This window comes from Streptosporangium sp. NPDC001559, assembly GCF_042893955.1.
Lineage (GTDB): Bacteria > Actinomycetota > Actinomycetes > Streptosporangiales > Streptosporangiaceae > Streptosporangium.
This window is the reverse complement of record NZ_JBIAVG010000014.1, coordinates 51,629-74,179: the sequence shown is the minus strand read 5'-3', so window position 1 is coordinate 74,179 and position 22,551 is coordinate 51,629. Positions and strand designations below refer to the sequence as shown.

General features: G+C 70.1%; 26 protein-coding genes. 10 read left to right on the top strand and 16 right to left on the bottom strand.

The genetic code is table 11. The features are described 5' to 3' along the window. Positions 1 to 320 precede the first annotated feature (320 nt). Positions 321 to 1,016 (bottom strand): hypothetical protein, encoded by a 696-nt coding sequence (locus ACFYY8_RS28555; protein ID WP_390046116.1) that lies wholly within the window; start codon positions 1,014 to 1,016, stop codon positions 321 to 323. A 122-nt stretch (positions 1,017 to 1,138) separates the two neighbouring features. Here ACFYY8_RS28555 and ACFYY8_RS28550 point away from each other — a divergent pair, with 122 nt between their 5' ends. Further along, positions 1,139 to 2,014 (top strand): A/G-specific adenine glycosylase, encoded by an 876-nt coding sequence (locus tag ACFYY8_RS28550; protein WP_390046114.1) that lies wholly within the window; start codon positions 1,139 to 1,141, stop codon positions 2,012 to 2,014. Between the two features lie 34 nt (positions 2,015 to 2,048). Here ACFYY8_RS28550 and disA read toward each other — a convergent pair whose 3' ends face one another. From disA to ACFYY8_RS28535, 3 genes are all read right to left on the bottom strand, one after another. Then, on the bottom strand, positions 2,049 to 3,149 hold the full coding sequence (gene disA / locus ACFYY8_RS28545) for a DNA integrity scanning diadenylate cyclase DisA (RefSeq protein ID WP_390046112.1): 1,101 nt from the start codon (positions 3,147 to 3,149) through the stop codon (positions 2,049 to 2,051). Positions 3,150 to 3,228: 79 nt separating this feature from the next. Further along, the gene (radA, locus tag ACFYY8_RS28540; protein WP_390046110.1) at positions 3,229 to 4,629 is read right to left on the bottom strand and encodes a DNA repair protein RadA; all 1,401 of its coding nucleotides are present in this window, start codon (positions 4,627 to 4,629) and stop codon (positions 3,229 to 3,231) included. A 10-nt stretch (positions 4,630 to 4,639) separates the two neighbouring features. Beyond that, positions 4,640 to 5,482, bottom strand: a complete 843-nt coding sequence (locus ACFYY8_RS28535; RefSeq protein WP_390046109.1) for a helix-turn-helix transcriptional regulator — start codon at positions 5,480 to 5,482, stop codon at positions 4,640 to 4,642. A gap of 218 nt (positions 5,483 to 5,700) precedes the next feature. On the opposite strand from ACFYY8_RS28535, the gene ACFYY8_RS28530 reads away from it, so the two are divergent. Both ACFYY8_RS28530 and ACFYY8_RS28525 read left to right on the top strand, forming a co-directional pair. After that, complete coding sequence (locus ACFYY8_RS28530; RefSeq protein WP_390046107.1) at positions 5,701 to 5,955, top strand: hypothetical protein; 255 nt, start codon at positions 5,701 to 5,703, stop codon at positions 5,953 to 5,955. Beyond that, the gene (locus ACFYY8_RS28525; protein WP_390046105.1) at positions 5,952 to 6,938 is read left to right on the top strand and encodes an LLM class F420-dependent oxidoreductase; all 987 of its coding nucleotides are present in this window, start codon (positions 5,952 to 5,954) and stop codon (positions 6,936 to 6,938) included. Before ACFYY8_RS28530 ends, ACFYY8_RS28525 begins: the two co-directional genes overlap by 4 nt. A 45-nt stretch (positions 6,939 to 6,983) precedes the next feature. On the opposite strand, the gene trxA is transcribed toward ACFYY8_RS28525, so the two are convergent. The 3 genes from trxA to ACFYY8_RS28510 form a co-directional block, all read right to left on the bottom strand. Beyond that, the gene (gene trxA, locus ACFYY8_RS28520) at positions 6,984 to 7,298 is read right to left on the bottom strand and encodes a thioredoxin (RefSeq protein WP_390046103.1); all 315 of its coding nucleotides are present in this window, start codon (positions 7,296 to 7,298) and stop codon (positions 6,984 to 6,986) included. 2 nt (positions 7,299 to 7,300) lie between these two features. After that, positions 7,301 to 7,675 (bottom strand): MerR family transcriptional regulator, encoded by a 375-nt coding sequence (locus ACFYY8_RS28515; RefSeq protein ID WP_352014095.1) that lies wholly within the window; start codon positions 7,673 to 7,675, stop codon positions 7,301 to 7,303. Between the two features lie 85 nt (positions 7,676 to 7,760). Further along, a complete protein-coding gene (locus ACFYY8_RS28510; RefSeq protein WP_390046100.1) occupies positions 7,761 to 8,459 on the bottom strand; it encodes a class I SAM-dependent methyltransferase in 699 nt (232 codons plus the stop codon). A 161-nt stretch (positions 8,460 to 8,620) separates the two neighbouring features. Between ACFYY8_RS28510 and ACFYY8_RS28505 the strand changes: the two genes are divergently transcribed. The 6 genes from ACFYY8_RS28505 (at position 8,621) to ACFYY8_RS28480 (ending at position 14,864) form a co-directional block, all read left to right on the top strand. Then, positions 8,621 to 9,469, top strand: coding sequence for a sugar phosphate isomerase/epimerase family protein (locus tag ACFYY8_RS28505; RefSeq protein WP_390046098.1), 849 nt, complete (start codon positions 8,621 to 8,623; stop codon positions 9,467 to 9,469). Next, on the top strand, positions 9,466 to 10,149 hold the full coding sequence (locus ACFYY8_RS28500) for a TetR family transcriptional regulator (protein WP_390046096.1): 684 nt from the start codon (positions 9,466 to 9,468) through the stop codon (positions 10,147 to 10,149). The genes ACFYY8_RS28505 and ACFYY8_RS28500 overlap by 4 nt, the downstream gene beginning before the upstream one ends. Positions 10,150 to 10,323: 174 nt before the next feature. Next, on the top strand, positions 10,324 to 12,456 hold the full coding sequence (locus ACFYY8_RS28495) for a (Fe-S)-binding protein (RefSeq protein WP_390046094.1): 2,133 nt from the start codon (positions 10,324 to 10,326) through the stop codon (positions 12,454 to 12,456). A 173-nt stretch (positions 12,457 to 12,629) separates the two neighbouring features. Beyond that, positions 12,630 to 13,433: a hypothetical protein gene (locus ACFYY8_RS28490; protein ID WP_390046092.1), complete on the top strand. Its 804-nt coding sequence runs from the start codon at positions 12,630 to 12,632 to the stop codon at positions 13,431 to 13,433. Further along, positions 13,430 to 14,509, top strand: a complete 1,080-nt coding sequence (locus ACFYY8_RS28485; protein WP_352014089.1) for a glycosyltransferase — start codon at positions 13,430 to 13,432, stop codon at positions 14,507 to 14,509. The genes ACFYY8_RS28490 and ACFYY8_RS28485 overlap by 4 nt, the downstream gene beginning before the upstream one ends. Before the next feature lie 73 nt (positions 14,510 to 14,582). Beyond that, positions 14,583 to 14,864, top strand: coding sequence for a metal-sensitive transcriptional regulator (locus ACFYY8_RS28480; protein WP_352014088.1), 282 nt, complete (start codon positions 14,583 to 14,585; stop codon positions 14,862 to 14,864). Positions 14,865 to 14,952: 88 nt separating this feature from the next. Here ACFYY8_RS28480 and ACFYY8_RS28475 read toward each other — a convergent pair whose 3' ends face one another. The 3 genes from ACFYY8_RS28475 to ACFYY8_RS28465 form a co-directional block, all read right to left on the bottom strand. Next, a complete protein-coding gene (locus ACFYY8_RS28475) occupies positions 14,953 to 15,141 on the bottom strand; it encodes a hypothetical protein (protein ID WP_352014157.1) in 189 nt (62 codons plus the stop codon). A 206-nt stretch (positions 15,142 to 15,347) separates the two neighbouring features. Next, positions 15,348 to 16,691, bottom strand: coding sequence for a hypothetical protein (locus ACFYY8_RS28470; protein WP_390046089.1), 1,344 nt, complete (start codon positions 16,689 to 16,691; stop codon positions 15,348 to 15,350). 47 nt (positions 16,692 to 16,738) lie between these two features. Beyond that, the gene (locus ACFYY8_RS28465) at positions 16,739 to 17,281 is read right to left on the bottom strand and encodes a gamma carbonic anhydrase family protein (RefSeq protein ID WP_390046087.1); all 543 of its coding nucleotides are present in this window, start codon (positions 17,279 to 17,281) and stop codon (positions 16,739 to 16,741) included. Positions 17,282 to 17,453: 172 nt separating this feature from the next. Between ACFYY8_RS28465 and ACFYY8_RS28460 the strand changes: the two genes are divergently transcribed. Further along, positions 17,454 to 18,551 carry a hypothetical protein gene (locus ACFYY8_RS28460; protein ID WP_390046085.1) on the top strand — a complete coding sequence of 366 codons (1,098 nt, stop codon included), beginning with the start codon at positions 17,454 to 17,456 and terminating at the stop codon, positions 18,549 to 18,551. Positions 18,552 to 18,780: 229 nt separating this feature from the next. On the opposite strand, the gene ACFYY8_RS28455 is transcribed toward ACFYY8_RS28460, so the two are convergent. The 6 genes from ACFYY8_RS28455 to ACFYY8_RS28430 form a co-directional block, all read right to left on the bottom strand. Beyond that, the gene (locus tag ACFYY8_RS28455; protein ID WP_390046083.1) at positions 18,781 to 19,014 is read right to left on the bottom strand and encodes a hypothetical protein; all 234 of its coding nucleotides are present in this window, start codon (positions 19,012 to 19,014) and stop codon (positions 18,781 to 18,783) included. Between the two features lie 122 nt (positions 19,015 to 19,136). Next, entirely contained in the window at positions 19,137 to 19,889 is a 753-nt protein-coding gene (locus ACFYY8_RS28450) for a GntR family transcriptional regulator (RefSeq protein ID WP_390046081.1), read from the bottom strand. A gap of 149 nt (positions 19,890 to 20,038) precedes the next feature. Further along, positions 20,039 to 20,581 (bottom strand): VanZ family protein, encoded by a 543-nt coding sequence (locus ACFYY8_RS28445; RefSeq protein ID WP_390046079.1) that lies wholly within the window; start codon positions 20,579 to 20,581, stop codon positions 20,039 to 20,041. A 51-nt stretch (positions 20,582 to 20,632) separates the two neighbouring features. Then, positions 20,633 to 21,343, bottom strand: coding sequence for a dienelactone hydrolase family protein (locus tag ACFYY8_RS28440; protein WP_390046077.1), 711 nt, complete (start codon positions 21,341 to 21,343; stop codon positions 20,633 to 20,635). A 59-nt stretch (positions 21,344 to 21,402) separates the two neighbouring features. Further along, a complete protein-coding gene (locus tag ACFYY8_RS28435; protein ID WP_390046075.1) occupies positions 21,403 to 21,576 on the bottom strand; it encodes a hypothetical protein in 174 nt (57 codons plus the stop codon). A gap of 160 nt (positions 21,577 to 21,736) precedes the next feature. Next, a complete protein-coding gene (locus ACFYY8_RS28430; protein ID WP_390046073.1) occupies positions 21,737 to 22,495 on the bottom strand; it encodes an IclR family transcriptional regulator in 759 nt (252 codons plus the stop codon). Between the last annotated feature and the right edge of the window lie 56 nt (positions 22,496 to 22,551).

Below are 22,551 nucleotides of genomic sequence, written 5' to 3'. Positions count from 1 at the left end.
AGCCTATGAGGCGAACGGCGGGTGCCGGGGTGAGGGTCGAGAGATTTCGTGGCCTGGGCGCTGGGGACGGGACCGCCGCAAGTGTGGAAAGAACACGCCAGGAGAAGGCCGGAAAAGCCTACGGGTGAGAACCGGGAAAACCGGTCTGGATGGTGTGAATCGAGAGAATCCGAAGCGGGCGGCGATGTCTCGTCAGGGAAAGTCCTGAAGAAGTAAACGGGTCGGAAAAGCCGCAGTATGGCCATGAAATCTCAAGATGTGAGCCCCGAGAAACCGCGCTACAAAAGCCCCGGAAAACTGTAGTGGGGGGAAAGGGCAGGTCAGCGGAGGTGGAAGACAGCCTTGTGGCTCTTGAGGTCGGGAGTGCGGACCATGGCCACGTAGGTTCCGGCCTTGGCGGCGGGGCGCTGGGCTGAGCAGTCACTACCGGAGCGGTGCCGGTTCCAGTCGATCTGCCGGACGTACGGGATGCCCCGGTCGAGTCGGCGAATCTCCTGGGCCTCTCCGCTGACGCAGTCGGCGGACGACCAGATCCGGTCGTCGCCCGAGGTGATGCGGACCTCAAGCGCCCGCGCCCCCACGTTGGCGGTGCACATCACCTTGTTGGTGTTCACCAGCGTGACGATGAACTGGGGCCGACTGCCCCCGGGGTAGACCTCGCTCCGTCCGCGTATGTCCAGGACCAGGTCGGACGGGTCGCAGGTCTGCCCGGGACGCCTGATCTGGACCTTGGGCTTCGCCTTGACGACGGCGGCCTTCGGGGAGGGGGTGGCCCCGGGAGGTCGCGAGGAGGGAGGCGTCGGGGTGATCGTCACCGCGGGCAGAAGCGCCAGGACCGGATCCGGTGACGGGGACCCGGTGGCCGTGCCGTTCGCCCGGGGGTCGTCGTCCTGTCCGCCTGCCGAGCAGGCCCATGCCACCAGGGCGACCACCATGAGCACACCGAGGAGCGCGACCATCCGCCGCCGCCAGTAGACGTCCACTCCTATATCACTACGGAAAGTGTCCGGATCCATACGCACAGTATGGTGACTCTCCATGGGTCGTGAGGGGCGACCCGCCGCTCTGGTCGTCGTTTCGGAGGACGGGGTCCGGCGAAGGCGGCGAAGCACGTCCGGAACGGCACTATCGTCGGAGAGTGCCCGAGTCGAACCTCCTGTTGGAGCCTGTCCTCTCCTGGTACGCCGACAACGCGCGTGACCTTCCATGGCGGGCCGAGGCCGCCTCCCCCTGGTCGATCCTGGTCAGCGAGATCATGCTGCAGCAGACTCCGGTGGTCAGGGTGCTTCCCATCTGGACGGAGTGGATGGAACGCTGGCCGACGCCCGCGGCCCTGGCCAAGGAGCCGCCGGGCGAGGCCGTACGGCACTGGGGGCGTCTCGGGTATCCACGGCGTGCCCTCAATCTTCACGCCTGCGCCAGGGCGATCACCGACGAACACGGCGGGGAGGTGCCCTCCGACCACGCGACCCTGCTGACGTTGCCCGGTATCGGCGAGTACACCGCCGCCGCGGTGGCCAGTTTCGCCTTCCAGGGGCGATACGCCGTGCTGGACACCAACGTGCGCAGGGTCCTCGCGCGGGCGGTGCGGGGGGAGGAGTATCCCCCGAAGGCCACCACGCCCGCCGAGCGCAAACTCGCCGCCTCACTGCTGCCCGGGGAGGAGGACGCCCCGGTCTGGGCGGTGGCCGTGATGGAACTCGGCGCCCTGGTCTGTACGGCTCGCGCCCCCCGCTGCGCCGACTGCCCGGTCGTCGGTCTGTGCGCCTGGCGGCTGGCGGGCAAACCGCCCTACGAGGGACCGGCGCGTAAGGGGCAGACCTACGCGGGTACGGACCGTCAGTGCCGGGGGCGGCTGCTGGCCGTGCTCCGCCAGGCTCACGAGCCCGTCCCCAAGGACGCTCTCGACGTGGTCTGGGACGACGCCCCGCAGCGGGAGCGCGCGCTGGACGGCCTGGTCGCCGACGGGCTGGCGGAGGTCCTCGACGACGGGACCTACCGCCTTCCCGCCTGAGATCGCCGAGGCACGCACCGGCATGAAAGGCCGGTCAGACGTAACGTTCCAGGATGGACGACTCGGCCAGGCGGGACAGGCCCTCGCGGATGTGACGGGCTCTGGCCTCGCCGACGCCGCCGACCTCCTGCAGGTCGCCGATGCTGGCGGCCAGGAGCTTCTGCAGGCTGCCGAACTGGTCGACCAGGCGGTCGACGACCGTCACCGGCAGGCGGGGCACCTTGGCCAGCAGCCGGTAGCCACGGGGGCTGACCGGGCTTTCCAGGACGTCGGTGCCCGACTGGCCGAGCACGTGCGCGACGGCCGTCAGGTCGAGCAGGGCGTCGGAGGAGAGCTGGTCGAGGTCGTGCAGGGCGTCGGCGAAGCGGCGCGGACGTCGTGCCGAGGTGGGGAGGTAGTCGCGCACGATCAGCTCGCGGTCGCTCTCGGTCCCGGCGACCAGCTCGTTGAGCTGCAGGGAGAGGAGCCGGCCGTCGGTGCCGAGCTCGACCACGTAGCCGGCGATCTCGTTGGAGATGCGCCGGACCATCTCCAGGCGCTGGGCGACCACGGCCACGTCGCGGACGGTCACCAGGTCTTCGATCTCCAGGGCGGACAGTGTGCCCGAGACCTCGTCGAGCCGGAGTTTGTATCGCTCCAGAGTGGCCAGCGCCTGGTTCGCCTTCGACAGGATCACCGCCGACTCCTCCAGCACATGGCGGATGCCACCCAGGTAGAGGGCGATGATCCGCATGGACTTGCTGAGGGAGATCACGGGAAGGGACGTCTGCACGGCGACGCGCTGGGCCGTACGGTGCCGGGTGCCCGACTCGTCGGTGGGGATGGACGGATCGGGCATCAGGTGCACCGCAGCCCGGACGATCTTGTGGTCGCCGGAGTTCAGCACGATGGCGCCGTCCATCTTGGCCAGTTCGCGGAGTCGGGTGGCGGAGAACTCGACATCCAGCTCGAATCCGCCGCTGCAGATCGCCTCAACCGTGCTGTCGTAACCCAGCACGATGAGACCGCCGGTGTGGCCGCGAAGGATGCGTTCCAGGCCGTCGCGCAGCTCGGTGCCCGGCGCGACCGCGGCCAGGACACTTCTGCGGCGTTCGTCGAGTCCTTGTTCGTCGAGTCCTTTGTAGGTGGCTGCCACATGACCCCCGTGGTCCGCGTATAAGGTCTAGCTTACCGGCGAAGGTCCCCCCGAGTCCGGAATCACCGGATCGCCTCCTCTAAGTGACATGAGTGAGGGCGTCCCAGACGTTTTCCGCCTCGACGACATCGAAACCTGGCATGAAGGACGTGCCCCGGCCGCCGACCGGGACCAGGGTACGGTCGCCGTTGCGTCTCTTGCCCGAGTCGAGGGAGCCGGAGGGGACCAGGGCGCGGGTGAAGCCGAGCCGGGCGGCCTCCGACAGGCGGCGCCGTACGTCGCGGACCGGGCGGAGCTCACCGGCCAGGCCGACCTCGCCGAGCACGACCAGGCCGGGGGGCAGCGGTTTGTCCCCGGCGGCGCTGGCGACGGCGAGCATCACCGACAGGTCGACCGCGGGGTCGCTGAGCTTGATGCCGCCGACGGTCGCGGTGAACACGTCGCAGCCGCCGAGCTTGGCGTTGAGCCGTCGTTCGAGCACGGCGAGAACCATCGTCACCCGGTAGGTGTCGAGCCCGGAGGAGGAGCGGCGCGGCTGCTGGGCCTCGGTCCGCGCGACCAGGGCCTGGACCTCGGCGGGCAGCGGGCGGGTGCCCTCAAGGGTGACGGTCACGCACGTGCCGGGGACCGGGTCGTTGCGATGGGAGACGAACAGGCCGCTGGCGTCGGCGATGCCCTCGATGCCGTTCTCGTGCAGGTCGAAGCAGCCGACCTCGTCGACGGGACCGTACCGGTTCTTGATCGCGCGGACCATGCGGAGCCGGGAGTGGCGGTCGCCCTCGAAGTGGAGCACGACGTCGACCAGGTGCTCAAGCGTCCTGGGGCCCGCGATGGAGCCCTCCTTGGTGACGTGGCCGACCAGGACCGTGGACATGCCGCGCTCCTTGGCCAGTCTGATCACGTTTCCCGCGACCTCTCTGACCTGGGTGACACCGCCGGGGACGCCGGTGGCCAGGGTGGAGCCGATCGTCTGCACCGAGTCGACGACGAGCATGTCGGGCTGGACCTTCTCCACGTGGGCGACCAGCGCGGCCAGGTCGGTCTCGGCCGCGAGGTAGAGGCGGTCCTGGATCGCGCCGATCCGGTCGGCCCTGAGCCGCACCTGGGAGGCCGACTCCTCGCCGGTGATGTAGAGGACGGTCTGCTGGCGCGCGATCTTGGCCGCCGCCTCGAGCAGGAGGGTGGACTTGCCGATGCCGGGCTCTCCGGCGAGCAGCACGACCGCGCCGGGGACCAGGCCGCCGCCGAGCACCCGGTCGAGCTCGCCGACCCCGGTGCTGCGGGCCTGCGCCACCTCGGCCTTGACCTCGCCGATCGGGACGGCGGGGGCGGAGACGGCGCCCGCGGAGGCCACGTTGACGCCGCCGCGCGCGGCCTCCTCCTCGACCGTGCCCCAGGCCTGGCACTCGCCGCAGCGACCGACCCACTTGGCGGTCTGCCAACCGCACTCACCACAGCGATAGCCGACCCTCTTTGCCATGGCCGCGAGGCTACCGGTCCCGACCGACAACTTCACCCGTCGTGTCCCGGACGCTGGCGACGAGGCCGGCCATGCGCAGGCGGTCGGGTTCGTCGCGCGGGGTCTGCAGCAGGATCAGCGCGTCGGGCTCCTCGGCGGGGCGGAAGAGGGAGAAGATCAGCGTGATCGGCCCCTCGACCACGACGTCCCGGGTGGTCAGCGCGGCGACCGAGGGGCACCGCCACCAGTGGGTCAGGTCGGGACGGTCCCGTTCGAGCAGCGCGTAGACCTCCCCGGTGCGGACGTCGTCGAGGTACGGCCCCGCCTGGCGGCGGAACTGCTGGAACACGGTCATCGCCAGCGGTTCCCAGTCGAGCACCAGGGCCATGGCGTGGGGGTCGTTGGCCATGACCCACATGAGGTTGCGGCGTTCGGCGGGGATGAGCCCGGGGTCGCCCCACAGGGCGCCGTAGGCGTCGTTCCAGGCCAGCATGTCGAAGTGCCGGTCGAGCAGGAGGGCGGGCGAGAGCGGCCAGCTGTCCAGGACCGGGCGGACGCGCCCGGCGAGGCCGGGGTCGGTGGGAAGCGTGGGCGCGGCCAGCCCGGAGAGCGTCAGCACGTGGCGCAGTCCCTCGCCGTCGAGCCGCAGGGTCCTGGCGACGGCCTCGACGACCTGCCGCGAGGCGGAGACACGGCCCTGTTCGAGCCAGGTGTACCAGGCGATGCCGACTCCGGACAGGGTGGCGACCTCCTCCCGGCGCAGGCCGGGGGTACGGCGTCTGCCTCCGGGGTTCAGGCCGAGGTCACGGGGGTTCAGTCGCTCCCGGTGGGCCCGTAGGAAGATGCCCAGTTCGCGACGGGCGTCAGCGCTCACCCTGTGACCTCCGATATCAGCATAAATCGCTATCTGCCTGAGTTTATGAATTCCCCTCAATATCAGGGTGGAAAGGGTGTTCGGCCCTGTGGAATGTGGCAGGACGAGGTCGTATTATGATCAACTTTCGGTCGCCCGCCGTACCCGCGCGCGGGGCGAGACCGTCCGCGAACCCCCGTCGGGAACGCGGCTCCATGGGGCGGTTCCCCGTCCGTCGGATGCCGCCGCTCGGGGCGACCGCGGTCGTCTTCCTCACGGTCAGGTCGGTCCCAGGCGATCCCGTCACGGCCTTCCTCCGGCCCTCGGAGCCCGTGGTGAGCCGCCGGGAGGAGTTCGGCCCGGTCACGCAGGACGCGCCGTGGCCGTCCGCGGCCGACGATCGTGACCCGCGGGTCCCGTCCCCGTGGACCAGGGGGTTCGTCCGGCCACGGTCGTGGTTCCCGGACCTCACCGCCGTGACGGTGACCGGATGAGCCGGGCACCCTCCTGGGGAGTGACGCTGCCGCTGCCGGGCATTCCGCTGGCCGCCCACAGGCACATCGTCGAACGCCTGCCCGACCTCGGCTTCTCCGACGTGTGGACCGCCGAGGGCGGCGGCTACGACGCCTTCACGCCGCTGGCGCTGGCCGCCGCCTGGTCCTCCCGGGTACGGCTGGCCACCGGGATCGTCCCGGCGCAGACCAGGGGCCCGGCCGTACTGGCCCAGCACGCGGCCACGCTCGCCGAGGTGGCGCCGGGGCGGGTCGTGTTCGGCGTCGGCTCCTCGGTCCCCGCCCATGTCAGCGACATCAACGGCATCCCGTTCACCGAGCCGTTCAAACGGACCCGTGACGTGGTGCGCTTCCTCAAACGGGCGCTCAGGGGCGAGTACGTCACCGGCCCCTTCGACACCTTCGAGATCACCGGTTACCGGCTGCCGTGGGTCCCCGCCGAACCGCCGAAGGTGATCGTGGGCGCGCTGCGTCCCGGGATGCTCAGGATGGGCTTCCAGGAGGGCGACGGCGCGATCTCCAACCTGCTGTCCGCCTCGGACGTGCCCAAGATCGTCGAGGCGGTCGGGCCGCAGCCTCCGGGCAAGGAGCTGGTGGTCAAGGTGTTCGTCTGCCCCTCCGACGACCCCGCCTTCGTACGGCGCGCCACCCGGCCCTTCCTGGCCTGGATCCTCAACCGTGAGCCGTACCGGCGTTTCCAGGAGTGGCTCGGCAGGGGGGAGGCGCTGGCCGAGGCCCACCGGCTGTGGGACGCCGGGGACGCCGAGGGCGCGGCACGGGCCCTGCCGGGGGAGGTCGTGGACGAGCTGTTCGTCAACGGAACCCCCGAGGAGTGCCGGGAACGGATCGCGAGGTTCGACCATCCCGGGGTCACCTCCCTGCAGCTGTACGTCTCCCCGCCGCCCGGTGTCGCGGGCGATCCGGAGGCGGTGCTGCGGGTCCTGGGGCGGCTCGGCCCACGCTGAGTCGTGGGGTCCTTCCCGATGATCACCGGGAAGGACCCCACGGGCTCAGATGTGGCCTTCGAGCTCGGCCAGGAGCAGGCGCTTGGGCTTGGCGCCCACGATCTGCCTGACGACCTCGCCGTCCTTGTATAGGTTGAGCGTGGGCAGACCGAGCACGCCGTACCTGGCGCTGATCTCGGGGTGGTCGTCGGAGTTGATCTTGGCGATCGTGACACGGTCGCCGTACTCGGCGTCGATCTCGTCGAGGACCGGCGCGATCATGCGGCACGGCGGGCACCACTCGGCCCAGAAGTCGACCAGGACGGGCTTGTCGCTCTCCAGCACCTGTTCTGCGAAGTTCTCCGCGGTCAGGGTGATCATTTCTACTCCCGTTTCGTCAGCACGCATCCGGGGCAGGCCGTGGACAACTGTCCGGCGACCTCGGCCCTTCGGACCAGTAGCGCGCGGATCTCGTCGTCGATCTCGGCCAGCTTGCGCCGGTAGACCTCGACGGACTCGGGGCAGTCGGCCCCCGACTCGTGCCCGGCCCGAAGGCAGGCCACGAACGGCTTGGCGTCCTCCAGGGTGAACCCGACCGTGAGCAGCGACCTGATCTCGGTGACGAGCTTGAGATCCGCCTCGCTGTACTCCCGGTAGCCGTTCGCCGTCCGCCTGGCCCTGATCAGCCCCTGCTGCTCGTAGTAGCGCAGCGCCCTGGGGCTGACCCCGGCCCGTCTGGCGAGCTCCCCGATCCGCATCCGGTCCTCCTTACGGCGCCACGGTAAACGTTGACGTCAGTGTCAGGGTCAAGCCCCGGACCGGGGGAGCGCATTCCCGGCGAGGTCAGAACCGCTTCCAGCGCAGGAGGTTGGGGTATTCGAGCTCCGCTCCGGACGTCTCCGCGATGGCCCGTGCCGCGACCTCCGGGGTGAACTCGATGCGGAGCACGGCTTCGAGGTCGGCACGGCGCTCGAAGGCCATGCGCAGGTCGAGGGGCTGGGTGTGCCAGCCGTTGCGCCGCCAGAACTCCTCGACGGAGGCGGCGGAGTAGGACGGGAGCGAGGCGCTGAACCAGCGGCCGAACGCGCCGCGGGTGGCGTCCAGGTCGATGACGAAGGCCGTGCCGCCGCGCCGTACGACCCGGGACAGCTCCTTCAGGCCGGGTTCGCAGCCGGGACCGAAGAAGTAGGCCCAGCGGGCGACGGCCACGTCGGCCGAGGCGTCGGGGAGCGGCAGGTCCTGGGCGGTTCCCCGGCGCACGTCCACGTTCGGCAGGGCGCGGCAGCGGCGTCTGGCCAGCTCGACCAGGTCGTCGTGCGGCTCGACGCCGACCACCCGGGCGGCCCGCGCGGACAGGGACGGCAGGTGGTAGCCCGTCCCGCAGCCGATGTCCACGACCGTCGCGCCGGTCAGCGGCCTGACGGCGGCCATCGCGGCGTCGGCGATCCCCTCGGGATCGACGGCGCGGTTCTCCAGCTCGTAGATCTGCGGGGTGTTCCAGATGTTCGGGCTGGGAATGGCGCCCTTGGCAAACCGCGGCATGCCCCAACCGTAGCGACGGCGCCCGGGTGATCCGCGCCACGTCAAGCGGACGGTACTCCATCGTTCCCCGAGCGCGCTTAGGCTGGCAACGTGAGTGAGAGAACCGACGGCGGTAGGGGGACCCGCTCACGCGAGCTCTGGCCGGGAGGCGAGGAATCCGTATGAGCGTTACCCGAGCATCCACCGCGAAGATCGCCCTGTCCACGGCGTCGGTGTACCCGGAACGCACCCCTGACGCCTTCGAGCTGGCGGCCCGGCTGGGATACGACGGCGTCGAGATCATGGTCGGCGCCGACCCGGTCAGCCAGGACGTCGACGTGCTCGAACGGCTCAGCGACCACTACCAGCTGCCGATCCTGGCGATCCACGCGCCGTGTCTGCTGGTCACCCAGCGGGTGTGGGGCAAGGATCCGTGGGTCAAGCTCCAGCGGGCGCAGCGGGCCGCGGAGCGGGTCGGCGCCAGGACGGTCGTGGTGCACCCGCCCTTCCGCTGGCAGCGTGACTACGCCCGCGAGTTCGAGGTCGGCCTGGCGAGGATGCGCGACGAGACCGACGTGGTCTTCGCAGTCGAGAACATGTTCCCGTTGAAGGCCAGGGGCAACGAGGTGGTCCCCTACTCTCCCGGCTGGAACCCGATCGACTACGACTTCCCCCAGGTCACCCTGGACCTGTCGCACACCGCGGTCTCGGGCACCGACGCCAGGGAGATGTTCAGCAAGCTCGGCGACAGGCTGGCCCACCTGCACCTGGCCGACGGGCTCGGGGTGGCCAACAAGGACGAGCACCTGGTCCCCGGGCGGGGCAACCAGCCGTGCGCGGAGATCCTGGAGCGCATGGCGGGCAACGGCTACGACGGCCTCGTCGTGCTGGAGATCAACACGCGCAAGGCGGGCGGCCGTACCGAGCGGATCGACGACCTCGCCGAGGCGCTGGCCTTCGCGCGGCGGCACCTGGCCCCCTCGCACGCGTCGGGGGCGAAGGGCTCGGGAACGGCGGGCTCGAAGGGGTGACCGATCAGCAGTCCCCCGCGGAACAGGACACCGAGCGGGGCGCGGGCCGTACGGTTCCCGCAGAGCGGAACGCCGGACAGGGCGCGGGCCGTACGGCGGGCGGGCGGCGCCTCGGGCGCAGGCCGGGGTCTGCCGACACGCGTGGGCAGATCCTCGCGGCGGCCCGTGAGACCTTCGCGGAGAAGGGCTTCGACAAGGCGACGGTGCGGGGCATCGCCCGGCGGGCCGAGGTCGATCCGGCGCTGGTCCACCACTACTTCACCAGCAAGGAGGGCATGTTCGTCGCGGCGATGGAGCTGCCGATCGACCCCGAGGAAGTGGTCCCCATGCTGCTGGCCGGGCCGCGTGAGGAGGCGGGGGAACGGCTTGCCGAGTTCGTGCTGACGATGACCTCGCACGCCCAGGCGCGTCAGCCGTTGCTCGCGCTGGTCCGCACGGCGATGACCAACGAGCAGATGGCCACCCTGATCCGTGAGTTCATGACGCACGCCCTGGTCGACAGGGTGGCGCAGGCGCTGGACATCCCCCCGATCAGGATGGAGCTGGCCTTCGCGCAGATGTTCGGCGTGGTGCTGGCCCGTTACGTGCTCAGGCTGGAGCCGATCGCCTCGGTCGACGTCAAGGAACTGGTCGAGCTGCTCGCGCCCACGATCCAGGGGTATCTCGACCCCGTGTCCTGATGCGGTCCGGTGGACAGATTATTGTTCTACAGGACAGGTTGACCGTATGGTGGCCATGGTCGTCGTGTGTCGCCGTCCGTCGTACGGCATCGCGGCGGCGCGGGACGATCCGTCGCAACCGTGGACGGGCCGCGGTCGTACGCCTGACAGCCACCGCCGTCTGTGGGAGGACCCGTGCTCTGGGTAGCGATCATCGGGCTGATCATGACCGCCGTCGCGCTCGCGCTCGCCGCGCGTCGTGTGTTGTTCCTCTACAAACTCGCCACCGTGGGAGCACCGGCCCCCGAGCGGATCGAGTACGCCAGGGACAACGTGGGCACCGAGATCAAGACGCAGCTCGTCGAGGTCTTCGGCCAGCGGAAACTGCTGAAGTGGACCACCTCGGGCACCGCCCACTTCTTCGTCATGTGGGCCTTCTTCATCCTGGCGACCGTCTACCTGGAGGCGTACGGCACGCTGATCCAGGGCGCGATCACCGGGACGCCCGACTTCCACATCCCGCTCATCGGGACCTGGCCGGTGCTCGGCTTCCTGCAGGACTTCATCGCGGTCGCGGCCCTGGTCGGCCTGGTCGTCTTCGCGGTCATCAGGGTGAGGAACTCGCCGAAGAAGCTGGGCCGCAAGTCCCGTTTCTCCGGTTCGCACCTCGGCGGCGCCTGGCTCGTCCTCTTCATGATCTTCAACGTGATCTGGACGATGTTCCTGTTCAGGGGCGCCGCCCACAACACCGGCAACCTGCCCTACGCCTCGGGCGCGTTCGCCTCCGAGGCCACCGGGGCGCTGCTGCACCCGCTGGGTGAGACGGCCAACGAGGTCCTCGAAGGCGTCGGGCTGCTGCTGCACATCGGCGTCATGCTGGTCTTCCTGATCATCGTGGTGAACTCCAAGCACCTGCACATCTTCACCGCGCCGCTGAACGTGCTGTTCTCCCGCCGCCCCGACGGCAACGGCCCCGCCCAGCCGCTGCGGATCGACGGCAAGGTCGTCGACTTCGAGGACGAGGACCTCGACGGCGACCGGCTCGGCCGGGGCAAGGTCGAGGACACCACCTGGAAGGGCTTCCTCGACTTCTACACCTGCACCGAGTGCGGACGCTGCCAGTCGCAGTGCCCGGCGTGGAACACCGACAAGCCGCTGTCGCCGAAGATGCTCATCATCGACCAGCGCGACCACGCCTTCAAGATCGCGCCGTACCTGTCCGCGACCCAGGAGCAGCGCGCCGACCTGCACGAGGACGTGCTGGCCCTGCTGGACAAGCCGCTGGTCGGTGAGGACGGCGTCATCCACCCCGACGTGCTGTGGTCCTGCACCAACTGTGGCGCCTGCGTCGAGCAGTGCCCGGTGGACATCGAGCACATCGACCACATCCTGGACATGCGCCGCTACCAGGCGATGGTGGAGTCGAACTTCCCGTCCGAGGCCGGCGTCATGGTCAGAAACCTGGAGAACAAGGGCAACCCGTGGGGGATGTCCGAGATGAAGCGGGCCGACTGGATCGAGGAGCTGGCCGGACGCGAGGACGACCCCATCGAGATCCAGCTCGTCGACGAGAAGATGCCCGAGGACACCGAGTACCTCTTCTGGGTCGGCTGCGCCGGAGCCCTTGAGGACAGGGCGAGGAAGACCACCAAGGCGGTCGCCGAGCTGCTGCACATCGCGGGTGTGAAGTTCGCGGTGCTCGGCCCGATGGAGGCCTGCACCGGAGACCCGGCCCGCCGCCTGGGCATGGAGTACCTCTTCGACATGCTGGCCAAGCAGAACATCGAGACGCTCAACGAGGCCGGGGTCAAGAAGATCGTCGCGACCTGCCCGCACTGCTTCAACACCCTCGCCAACGAGTATCCGCAGCTCGGTGGCACCTACGAGGTCGTGCACCACACCCAGCTGCTGGCCAAGCTGGTCGACGAGGGCAAGCTGGTCCCGGTCACGCCGATCGAGGAGAAGATCACCTACCACGACCCCTGCTTCCTCGGACGCCACAACAAGGTGTACTCCCAGCCGCGCGACATCATGGCCAAGGTCCCCGGCGTCAAGGCGCAGGAGATGCACCGGCACAAGGAGCGGGGTTTCTGCTGCGGCGCGGGCGGCGCGCGGATGTGGATGGAGGAGCGGATCGGCAAGCGCATCAACACCGAGCGGGTCGACGAGGCGTTGACCACCGACCCGGACACCATCTCGACCGCCTGCCCGTTCTGCCTGGTCATGCTGGGCGACTCGATCAACGAGAAGAAGAACGCCGGCGAGGCCAAGGAGACGCTTGAGGTCGTCGACGTCTCCCAGCTGCTGATCAAGTCCATCAAGGGGTAGGCCGGAACCCCGGTTTCGCCGTCCAGGTACGGCCTGCGACTTGCGGGCCGTACCTGACATGGGGTCAAGATTGCGCGAAAAGGACAGATGGTCGGAAACTTATCCTGTCTATAACAGAAAAATCACGGTAATCTCAACGTCGCGGCAGCCGTTCGACGGGGAGGGGGCTAACGGTGCATGTCGTCGTAACCGATGCCGAGGTCACCCTGGCCGACGTCCTGTCCCTCCGCCTGGCCATCGACGAACCGCTCAGTGAGGGCAGTGAGCTGGTCCTGCGTCAGCGGGGCACGGCCGTCGAGCACACGCTGGCACTGGGGGCGACGGGAGCCGGGGCGCGCGACGCGACGCTCGCCTTCTCCCTGGCCCCGCTGCCGCTCAGCCCCGGCCGCTGGGACACCTACCTCAACCAGGACGGGGCACGGACAAGGCTGCACAGCGTCGATCCCGGCTTCTCCCTGGACCACATCGACGCCTACGCGCTGAGCAGGCGCACGATGTCCTACCGGGCCTACCGGACCCGCAACGGCTTCCTGGCCCTGAAGATCGACGAGGCGGAGCCGGTCGCCGAGGTCCGCGCGGTCTGGTTCCGTGAGGGCCGCTTCGAGGTCACCGGCCTGCTGGCCTTCACCGGCCTCGACGACGACGAGTCCCGGCACGAGGCGCGCCTTTCGCTCCGTCACGACGCCTCAGGCTCCGCGCTGACCGCGGCCGCGACCGTCCAGGGGGTGCGTTTCCACGCCGCGCTCTCCCTGTGCGACCTGTGCGACGTGGCGGCCGGAGATCCCACCCAGCCGACGGCCTGGGCGCCCTCACTGGAGATCGACGGCCTGCCCGCCCCGCTGCGCCTGGCCTCCAGGCTCGACGACGTGAACGGCAAGCGCCGCCGCCTGCACTACCCGGCCACCCGGGTGGACGGGGTGCCGATCCGCCCTCGCTACACCTCCGACGACGAGCTCACGATCGAGGTCGGTGGATGAGGATCTGCCTGCTGGTCCCCTCGATCTGTGGCATGCGCGGAGACGTCAGGTCCGTGGTCAACCTCGCCGGTGAGCTGGCCGAGCGCCACGAGGTGGAGATCCTCAGCGTACGGCGCCACCGCGACAGGCCGTTCTTCCCGATCTCCGCCAAGGTGCGGCTGTCCTGGGTCGTCGACGACCGGCCCGGTGTACGGCACCTGCTGCCCAGAGGGCAGGTGCACGCCGAGGTCGCCCTGTGGCGGCGGCTGCGCGCCCTGCGGACCGACGCGGTCGTCTCGACCAGACCCGGCCTGAGCGTCCAGGTCGCCCGGCACGTCCCCCGGGAGACCGTACGCGTCGCCCGCGAGTGGGGACGGCCCTCCCCGCCGGGGCCGATCACGAAGTTCTACCCCCGGCTCGACGCCGTCGTCGCCGCCACCGAGCGGGGCAGGCAGGACTGGGACCACCTCCTGCACGGCGGCGCCGACGTCAGGCTGATCCCCGACGCGCTGCCCGCGGGGCCGTGGCCGCGTTCCCGCATGGACAACCGCATCGTGGCCGCGGGCGGGCGCTGGGTGCCGGTCAAGGCCTACGACCGGCTGATCCGCGCCTTCGCCGTCGTCGCGGACAAGCGCCCCGACTGGCGCCTGCGCCTGTACGGCGGTGGCCCGGAGGAGCGGCGGCTGCGCTCCCTGGTCCAGGACCTGAACCTGCACAACCACGTCTACTTCATGGGCACGACCTCCGACCTGAGCGGCGAGTTCGCCAAGGCGTCGATCGTCGCGGTGACCTCGCGGGCCGAGACGCCGCAGACGCCCGGTATGACGGTGATCGAGGCGATGGCCAGCGGGGTGCCGGTGATCGGCTTCGACAGCCCGAGCGGGCCCGGTGAGTTCGTGGTCGAGGGGCGCAGCGGGGTCCTGGTCGCCGAGGGGGGCGCGGAGATCGAGGCCTACGCGGGCGCGCTGCTGGCGCTCATCGACGACGAACGGCGGCGCAGGGAACTCGCCGCGGGCGCGCTCGGGGCGGCCGCCGTCCACACGGCGCCCGTGGTCGCCGAACAGTGGGAGAGGCTGCTGACCTCCTCCTCTTCCTGAAGGCCGTCCACAGCGGGACAAGTGCTCGATCACGGCCTCTTCCCGTCGGGCGCGACACGGGTACCGTTGGGACATGCATGGCTACAGCGGAGACAAGCAGGCCTATCTGACCAGGCTGCGGCGGGTCGAGGGACAGATCAGAGGCCTGCAGCGGATGGTCGATGAGGATGCCTACTGCATCGACGTGCTGACCCAGGTGTCGGCCGCGACGCGGGCGCTCCAGGCGGTGGCGCTCGGCCTCCTGGAGGACCACATCTCGCACTGCGTCGCCGACGCGGTCAACTCCGGCGGACCCGAGGCCCAGGAGAAGATCAAAGAGGCCTCGGCGGCGATCGCCAGACTCGTCCGGTCATAACTAGTCACAGGACCCCTTCACGAACTACGTCCCGGACTCCGAAGGGGGAGTCCGGGACTAGGTCGTTCAGATGGTTCTCTCATCGGCCTCAGCAAACAGCCGAGGCGCTCAATCCGAGCGCGTTGTCGAGCTCCGCCAAAGTGAGCGGCCGTTCGCTGGTGGCAACGGCGCTCAGCACCTCCGCGTAGAGCGCGATCTCGTCCAACGCGACACGGTCGTGGACCCTTGAGTCCAGGTCGTCGTGCCCCACCGCGTCGTCCTTCCTTCCGCAGCCCACACCCTCTCCGAGGTTACGGTGGGCGGACTTTCGTGCCCATGGCCCATCGGGACCATTCCTCACGACACCACCACAGCCCCAACGGGATCGTTTCCCGATTTTGAGATCACAATTCGGCAAATTGCCAGATATATATGGGGTCCAAGAGATACAGCAGTGACGGGAGTGAAATAACTAAATCTGTGAGTTAATCGCGCTGAACCGTGTCAGAAGTGACGCGGGAAGGTTCCCGAGGTGCCCGGGACGGGATCGTCACGTTCGTGCGTCAGCCGGTGCACGACCGCGGCGGCCGTGGTGAACCCCCGTTCGGGCACCGGTGTTCCGGTCAGGTTGCACCACGCCAGCCCCATGGCGTAGGCGGCCCCCAGGAAGGCCGCGGCCCCCGCCCTGTCGGGTGGGTTGAGCGCCGAGGGCAGCCTGCCCGAACGGGGCCAGCACCCCCGTAACGGATGCGAGGGGTCGGAGAGCACCACGTGGAGGATGTGCCGTAACTCGGGATCGAGCCACGGATAGAGCGGGTCGGCCGCCCTGGGCCCGAAGACCGACAGGTCGGCGGCCAGCAGCGAGGCCGCGACCGCCCGGGGCTCGGCGCCCTTCGGCACCAGGAACCCCAGCGTCCCCACCAGGTCGTAGATCGCGTGCTGGAAGTGCTCCCCCGGGGAGTCGTCGGGCAGCGTCACGTGCGGCGGGCACCGCGCCAGCCACGCCTGCCGTACCGCGTCGTCGCCGTAGTGCGCCACCGACGGGTCAGGCCCGGTACGGCGCAGCACCGGGTCGATCATGGCCAGCAGGACGTCGGTCCTGGGCCGGAAGCGCGCGTCGTACCTGATGGTCGCGGCCGTGTCCGCCATCAACGCCACCAGCCGCAGACCCGCCTCGGGGTGGCCGGCCCTGACCCGCTCGCCGTACAGGGCGGCCAGGTCGGCCAGCGAGGCCGGGGGCAGCCAGCGCACCCACTCGTCGCCGGGCAGCGGGCGGGCGAGGAACTCGCCGAACATCGACAGCAGGACCTCGTTGCCGTCGAAGGCGGGCGCGTAGGCGCACCACATGAGCGTGCCCCAGATCGCGGCGACGGGGCTGGGGACCTCCCCGGCGAAGAACGCGGTGAAGGGACCGGTGAGCGGGAAGTCCTGGACACGCCTGCCCCGCTGGGAGACGACCAGGTCGCGCAGCCGCTCGGTGATCTCGTACGGTACGTCGGGCCCGACGAACCCCTGCACCGAGCCACGGTCGGCGGTGAGGTCGTGGATGCCGGGGACCAGCTGCGGCGGGACCAGCGAGGGCGTCCGCACCACCTGGGCGCCCGTGCGCAGGGCCGGATCGGCGGGCGGGGCCGTCAGGTGCCAGCGGCCGTCGGCCGGGTCCTGGCGGTACCACCGGGCACGCGCGCCGAACAGCCAGCGCCCGCCGTCCGGGGTGGCCAGGACACGGGAGGAGACGGCCTCGGCGCGGGCGACAGGGGGCAGCGTTCCCCACCGGGGATCGCCCACGAGGGCACGCAGATCCCTCTCGATGGCGTCAAACCCGTCCCAGTGCCGCACGGCGGTCATGTTACCCATCCACTCCCGGCAGGCGCCCTACAACGGCCACGGGCCGCTCAGGCGGGCTGGACGACGGACGCGGCCCGATGCCTGGCGGCCTTGGCCACGTAGTTGTCCGGCGTGCGGGCGAAGGAGGCGCGGTCCTCGTCGGTCAGCTCGCGGACGACCCTGCCCGGGACCCCGGCGACGAGCACCCCGGCCGGGATCCGCTTGCCCGGCCCGACCAGCGCGCCGGCGGCCACCAGCGAGCCCGCGCCGATCCTGGCCCCACCGAGCACGATCGCCCCGATGCCGATGAGCGCCCCCGTCTCCACGTGCGCCCCGTGGACCATCGCCTTGTGCCCGAGGCTGACCCGGTCCTCAAGCACGGCGGGCTCACGCGGATCGGCGTGCAGGCAGCACAGGTCCTGGATGTTGCACTCCTCGCCGACCTCGATGAGTTCGTCGTCGCCGCGCAGGACCGATCCGTACCAGACGTTGGCGGCGCGGCCGAGCCGTACCCGGCCGACGATCACGGCTCCGGGGGCGACGTAGGCCTCGGGGTGGATCAGGGGAGTCGCGTCGCCGTCGAGGGCCGCGACGTAGGGGGAGGCGTTCATGCATCGATGGTACGAGGGGGCCGGATGCCCGATTTTTCGGCAAGCCGGTGGCGCGTTCCGGTTGCGGTCTTGGGCAGTAAGCAGGAAAGTCGTCTCCTGACGTCTCCTTTTCCGTAACACAACCTCCACGGGTAGCGCGATGACAAACCAGCACGAGAGCTTTCCCGATCTGATGCATGAAGACTCGTTCGAGGTCGTCATGCGCGGCTACAGCCGCCGCCAGGTCCACGACTACATGAGCCGTACCCGCAACCAGGTCCGCGATCTGGAGGAACGGCTCGCGCGGGCGATCGACCAGGTGGAACAGGGTCGTGCGGAGCTGGCTGACGCTCGTCGGCGGCTTTCCGACGCCCCCCAGGACTACGACGAGCTCGGCGAGCGGCTCAGCCAGATCCTGAAGCTGGGCGAGGAGGAGGCCGCCGCCAAGCGGCAGGTCGCCGACGCCGAGGCGACCAAGCTCCGCGACGACGCCGCGACCGAGGCCGAGCGGATGGTCACCTCCGCGATGGAGCGGGCCGAGGGCATCCTGAACGCCGCCCAGCAGGAGGCGGAGCGGCGCGTCTCCGAGGCCACGAACGCCTCCGAGCAGATGCTCTCCCAGGCGGGCAACGAGGCGGAGGAGACCGTCAACGCGGCCCGCGCCGAGTCCGAGGAGACCCTGCGCTCGGCCCGCGCGGAGGCCGACCGCATCCTCACCTCCGCCAGGCACGAGGCCGAACGGATGATCGACAGCGCCCGCACCGAGGCCGAGTCCACGGTGACCTCCGCCAACGCCGAGGCCCACGCCACGCTGACGGCGGCCCAGCAGCGCGCCACGATCCTGGACGAGACGACCGGGCGCCGGGTGACATATCTCACCGACACCCACCACGAGGTCATGCGCCGGCTCAACGAGATGGGCGCCGTCCTGGGTGACCTGATCCACCGCGAGGGCGCGGCGGGCCCGCTGATCGACGAGGCCTCCGTGCTGCCCCCAGCCCCCGCGCAGCAGGCCCTGCCCGCCCCGGACGCCCCGCAGGTCCAGGAGCTCGCCGGGCCCGCCGAGGTTCAGGAGGGGCAGGACGACTCGGAGGGTGACTTCTCCGGGCAGGACTTCTTCACCCCCAGGGCCGACTTCACCCCCGACCAGGCACGGGACGGGCAGGACGAGGAGACCCTGCTCGTCGTCGAGTCGGACGTCGAGGCCGTCCGCGTGATCGTCGAGGACGACGGGGACGGCCGGGAACGGCGCGGCCGGACGGGGAACGACGAGTACGTCTCCCGCTCGTAGCCTTCCGCTGCGGGGCGTCCTGTGGCCGGGGCGCCCCGTGACGGGCGAGGAGACGTCCGGCGGATGGCCCGGTCCGTGTGGTGTCACATCCCACCGGGGTGCGGGCCGCGAATTCAAGCTGGTGTGATCAGGCGAAAGGCCCTCGCCCCCGATGGGTCGTGGGCCTTTCGCGATTGGGGGCCCGGTGCCGGGGCCGCGCGATCCGCTGAACCAGGCACCGGGCGGCTCTTCAGGAGTCCTCGTCCGGGCGGTCCGGCCGCTCGGAGAGGTCCTGTTGACGATGGAGCTGCTCGCGCAGCTTCTCGGGGTCGTCCGCGTCGATGGTCATCGCACATCCGAGGTCACGCTGGGCGGAGGTCAGCGGGTGGTGGCGGGTTGCCCACCACCGACCCGCGTCGCTCCGCCAGATCGTCCACGCGGGAAACTCCCGGGCGATTTCCGCCAGATGCCGATCGAATGACATCTATGCACCTTCCCCGCGCCCAGGCCCTCGCGACGTCCACCTCTCGACGGTGATGCACTTCTCTAGAGAAATCAATGATCGTGGGGGACAGGTCAACCTATCGCTTGACGAGTCGCCTTGATCTATGCGTCGAAGTCGTACTGGAGTACATAGGACGCGGCGTCCAGCACCATCTCGTTGACCTCGACGGCCGTCCCGTCCGCCGTGTAGGCGACACGGCCGATCGCGATGACCGGGGTCCCCGCGGGCAGGTCGAGCTGGACGGTCTCGTGGGGGTGGGGCATGCGGGCCCGTACCTCCTCGGTGAAGTGGGCGGGGGCGTGACCGAGGTCGCCCAGACGCGCGTAGACGCCGCCGGGGCCGGTGTCCCGCAGGGTGATCGGTGTGCCCTCGACGAGAGCCGCGGGGAAGCAGGAGACCGACAACTGCACGGGTCTGCCGTCGACCGAGTAGCGTCTGCGCCGTACCCACACCTCGGAGCTGCCCAGGACACGTGAGACCTCCTCCTCGGCGGTCTCCCTGCCGATCTCCACCTCGTCGACGGCGTAGGGGCGTCCCGAGGTGTCCGAGTCCCAGATCGCCTGGCCCTGCCCCCACTGCCGTTGTGCGAGCCTGCGTGAGCCGTGCCGTCTGATCGGCCGGAACAGCCGCACGTAGACTCCCGAACCGCGTTTCGGTACGGCCAGGCCCTCGTTGATCAACACGGACAGGGCCTGTCTGGCGGTCGCGCGGGCTATGCCGTGCTCGGCCATCAGGGCGTTCTCGCCCGGAAGCCGGTCCCCGTCTCTGAGCGCGCCGGACAGGATCGCTTCGCGAAGCCCGTCGGCGATGCGCCGGTAGATCGGGGGCTCGGGAGGAACCGGGGATTGCTGCACGTTATATCACCCTCTGTCACCAACCGGGTTTGGCGTCTCCAGAGAACTTGCCCCGTCTTGTCCACGATCGCACAGATGCAGACGATGGTCCCGTGCTTCTTTTGAGCGGATCGTACCCGTGTGACGAATGACGGCAATTACCCGGTCCGTTACCGGACACCCGTCTCGGCCGCCGTCCGTGACGTCCACCACCTCCGCGTGACCGTCGCGGCCAGTACGGCGCCCGCCGTGTTGACCAGTACGTCGTCGACGGAACTCACCCGGCCCAGGCGCAGGCCGTACTGGAGGAGTTCGACCGTGCACGACGCGGCGGCGGCCACGGCGGCGACCCCGGGGAGGGAGGCCAGGCGTACGACGCGTGTCGGCAGCAGGGCGCCCAGCGCGGCGAAGACCAGGATATTGCCTCCGACCTGCACGAACACGGTGACGGCCGGGCCGTTGAACAGTTCGGCGAGGTCGCGGAAGGGGACCAGGCTGACGGTGCTCGGGGCCTGTCGCGGGGTGAGGATCATCCAGATCCAGGGGGCGGTCCCGGCCGCCATGGCGACGTCGGCGGCGGCCGTACGGGTGGGGTGGGGGTGGCCGGCGCGGGCGCGGCGGCGGGCCAGGAGGCGGACGGCGAGCAGAACGAGCGGGACCGCCAGGGCGCTCACGACGATGACATTTCCCCATAAAGCCCATACCTGTCGCATGGGGTAATGATGCAGGGGTACAGGAAGATGACCTTCAGGTAAGGTCCGGGCTCAACGCAGGTGGCGGCCGAGGAATCCCAGGGCGAGCGCCCAGACGGCGGGTGCCTCCTGCGGATCGTGGAACTGCGGGGCCTCGTGGTTGAGGAAGGCGTGCCCGGCCCGTTCCGCCACGTGGACCTCCACGTTCGGCCACCCCGCCGCGGCCCGCTCGACCAGGGCGACCCGGTCACGGGGGATGTAGGGGTCGGAGCCGCCGAAGACGAGCAGCAGCGGGCAGGTGATCCGCTCCATCAACCCCGTCACGTCCGGTACGGCGGAGCCGTAGAACGACAGCACCGCGTCCGTCCGCGCGTCCGCCTCCAGGGAGGCGGCCAGCAGGTAGGCGACCGAGCCGCCCAGGCAGAACCCGACGATCCCGGCACGGCCGTCCGCCTCGGGCAGCTCGCGCAGCAGGGACAGCGCCGCCGCCGCGTCCGCGACCCCCTGGGGGACGTCGAACCGGGCGCCGACCTGTATCGACTCCGCGGTCCCGGCCTCGTCGTGGGCGGCGACCCAACCGGGCTGGATCCGCCAGAACAGGTCCGGCGCGCCGACCACGTACCCCAGTCCCGCGAGCTCCTCGGCGACCTCCCTGATGTACGGCCCGACCCCGTAGATCTCCTGGATCAGCAGGACGACCGGGCCGCGACCGCTCTCGGGCACCCACAGATGCAGGTCGAACGACCCGCCCGCCACGGCCACCTTCTCGACACGGGTCTCCACACGATCCTCCTGAGCCGTCCGACACCTCAGCCCAGTGAACCGCATCTCCCCCTGGGGGCTCACGCCAGGAGCGACAGTCCGGGGAAGTCGGTGAAGTGGCGCCGGTTCCCGGTGAGCGGGGGAGCGTCGTGGTACATCTCCAGAGTCATCCGCAGGCCGCCCGCGATGCGGGCGAGCTCTGCCGGCGGCAGCCGTCCGTCCTCGGAGGCGGGTCCACCGATCCGGACGCTCATCGAGAGATCCGGCGAGGCATCGCCATGTCGTGCCGTCATGGTCGCACCGACCCCCTCTCGATCTCACGTAACCCCGCCTTCCCTTCGGCGCCGAGCGGCGTCGCGGGGAGCCGATGACATTTCCTCACTGTCGGTGATCGAAAATATCTGAAAAGTTACCTCAGATGCCCCGGGTGAGGGCTCGGGAGATTCCGAGGGCGGCGGCTTTCACGGCGGGGGCCAGGCGGGTTGGCTGGAAGCGGGCCAGCGGGACGGAGACCGACAGGGCGGCGACCGCCATGCCGTCGCCGAAGACCGGGGCCGCGATGCAGGCGCCGCCGAGCTGGGACTCCTCACGCTCGTAGGCCAGGCCCGCCGCCTGGATCTGGCCGAGTGCCTCCTCAAGCCGCTTGGGGTCCACGATGGAGTGCTGGGTCAGGCGGCGCAGGGGGCGGCCGAGGACCTCCTCGATGAGGCCGGGCCCCGAGTAGGCCAGCAGCGCCTTGCCGATGCCGGTGCAGGTCAGCGGGAGACGGCCGCCGACACGTGAGGGCAGGGCGAAGGACTCCTGACCGCGGATCTTCTCGACGTAGACCACGTCGAGGCCGTCGCGCACCCCCAGGTGCACGGTCTCGTGGGTGGCCTCGTACAGGTCGTGCATGAAGGGCAGCGCGGCGTGTCTCAGGTCGCGTTCGAGGGGCACGATGCTACCGAGTTCGAACAGCCGGCGGCCGAGGTAGTAGCCGTCGTCCCGGCGGGAGACCGCCCCGATCTCGGTCAGCTCGGTGAGCAGCCGGAAGGCGGTGGTCTTGGGGAGATGGCAGCGCGCCGCGACCTCGGTGAGCCGCAGCGGGCCTCCCGTGGGGCGGAACGCGTCGAGCACGAGCCAGGACTTCTCCAGCATCGAGAGCCGGTCGGTGTTCCGTTTCACGGAACTCATTCTTGCTCAACGGAGCCCCCGCGCCTATACCCGTACGTAGTGACCAGGTGTGGTCC

Coding starts and splice junctions, on each gene's coding strand:
- ACFYY8_RS28510 (WP_390046100.1), bottom strand. CDS start 8,459: ATGCCGCGGTTTGCCAAGGGCGCCATTCCCAGCCCGAACATCTGGAAC.
- ACFYY8_RS28435 (WP_390046075.1), bottom strand. CDS start 21,576: ATGAGCGTCCGGATCGGTGGACCCGCCTCCGAGGACGGACGGCTGCCG.
- ACFYY8_RS28530 (WP_390046107.1), top strand. CDS start 5,701: ATGCCGCCGCTCGGGGCGACCGCGGTCGTCTTCCTCACGGTCAGGTCG.
- ACFYY8_RS28525 (WP_390046105.1), top strand. CDS start 5,952: ATGAGCCGGGCACCCTCCTGGGGAGTGACGCTGCCGCTGCCGGGCATT.
- ACFYY8_RS28465 (WP_390046087.1), bottom strand. CDS start 17,281: ATGAACGCCTCCCCCTACGTCGCGGCCCTCGACGGCGACGCGACTCCC.
- ACFYY8_RS28470 (WP_390046089.1), bottom strand. CDS start 16,691: ATGACCGCCGTGCGGCACTGGGACGGGTTTGACGCCATCGAGAGGGAT.
- trxA (WP_390046103.1), bottom strand. CDS start 7,298: ATGATCACCCTGACCGCGGAGAACTTCGCAGAACAGGTGCTGGAGAGC.
- ACFYY8_RS28460 (WP_390046085.1), top strand. CDS start 17,454: ATGCATGAAGACTCGTTCGAGGTCGTCATGCGCGGCTACAGCCGCCGC.
- ACFYY8_RS28515 (WP_352014095.1), bottom strand. CDS start 7,675: ATGCGGATCGGGGAGCTCGCCAGACGGGCCGGGGTCAGCCCCAGGGCG.
- ACFYY8_RS28430 (WP_390046073.1), bottom strand. CDS start 22,495: ATGAGTTCCGTGAAACGGAACACCGACCGGCTCTCGATGCTGGAGAAG.
- ACFYY8_RS28505 (WP_390046098.1), top strand. CDS start 8,621: ATGAGCGTTACCCGAGCATCCACCGCGAAGATCGCCCTGTCCACGGCG.
- radA (WP_390046110.1), bottom strand. CDS start 4,629: ATGGCAAAGAGGGTCGGCTATCGCTGTGGTGAGTGCGGTTGGCAGACC.
- ACFYY8_RS28485 (WP_352014089.1), top strand. CDS start 13,430: ATGAGGATCTGCCTGCTGGTCCCCTCGATCTGTGGCATGCGCGGAGAC.
- ACFYY8_RS28455 (WP_390046083.1), bottom strand. CDS start 19,014: ATGTCATTCGATCGGCATCTGGCGGAAATCGCCCGGGAGTTTCCCGCG.
- ACFYY8_RS28555 (WP_390046116.1), bottom strand. CDS start 1,016: ATGGATCCGGACACTTTCCGTAGTGATATAGGAGTGGACGTCTACTGG.
- ACFYY8_RS28445 (WP_390046079.1), bottom strand. CDS start 20,581: ATGCGACAGGTATGGGCTTTATGGGGAAATGTCATCGTCGTGAGCGCC.
- ACFYY8_RS28480 (WP_352014088.1), top strand. CDS start 14,583: ATGCATGGCTACAGCGGAGACAAGCAGGCCTATCTGACCAGGCTGCGG.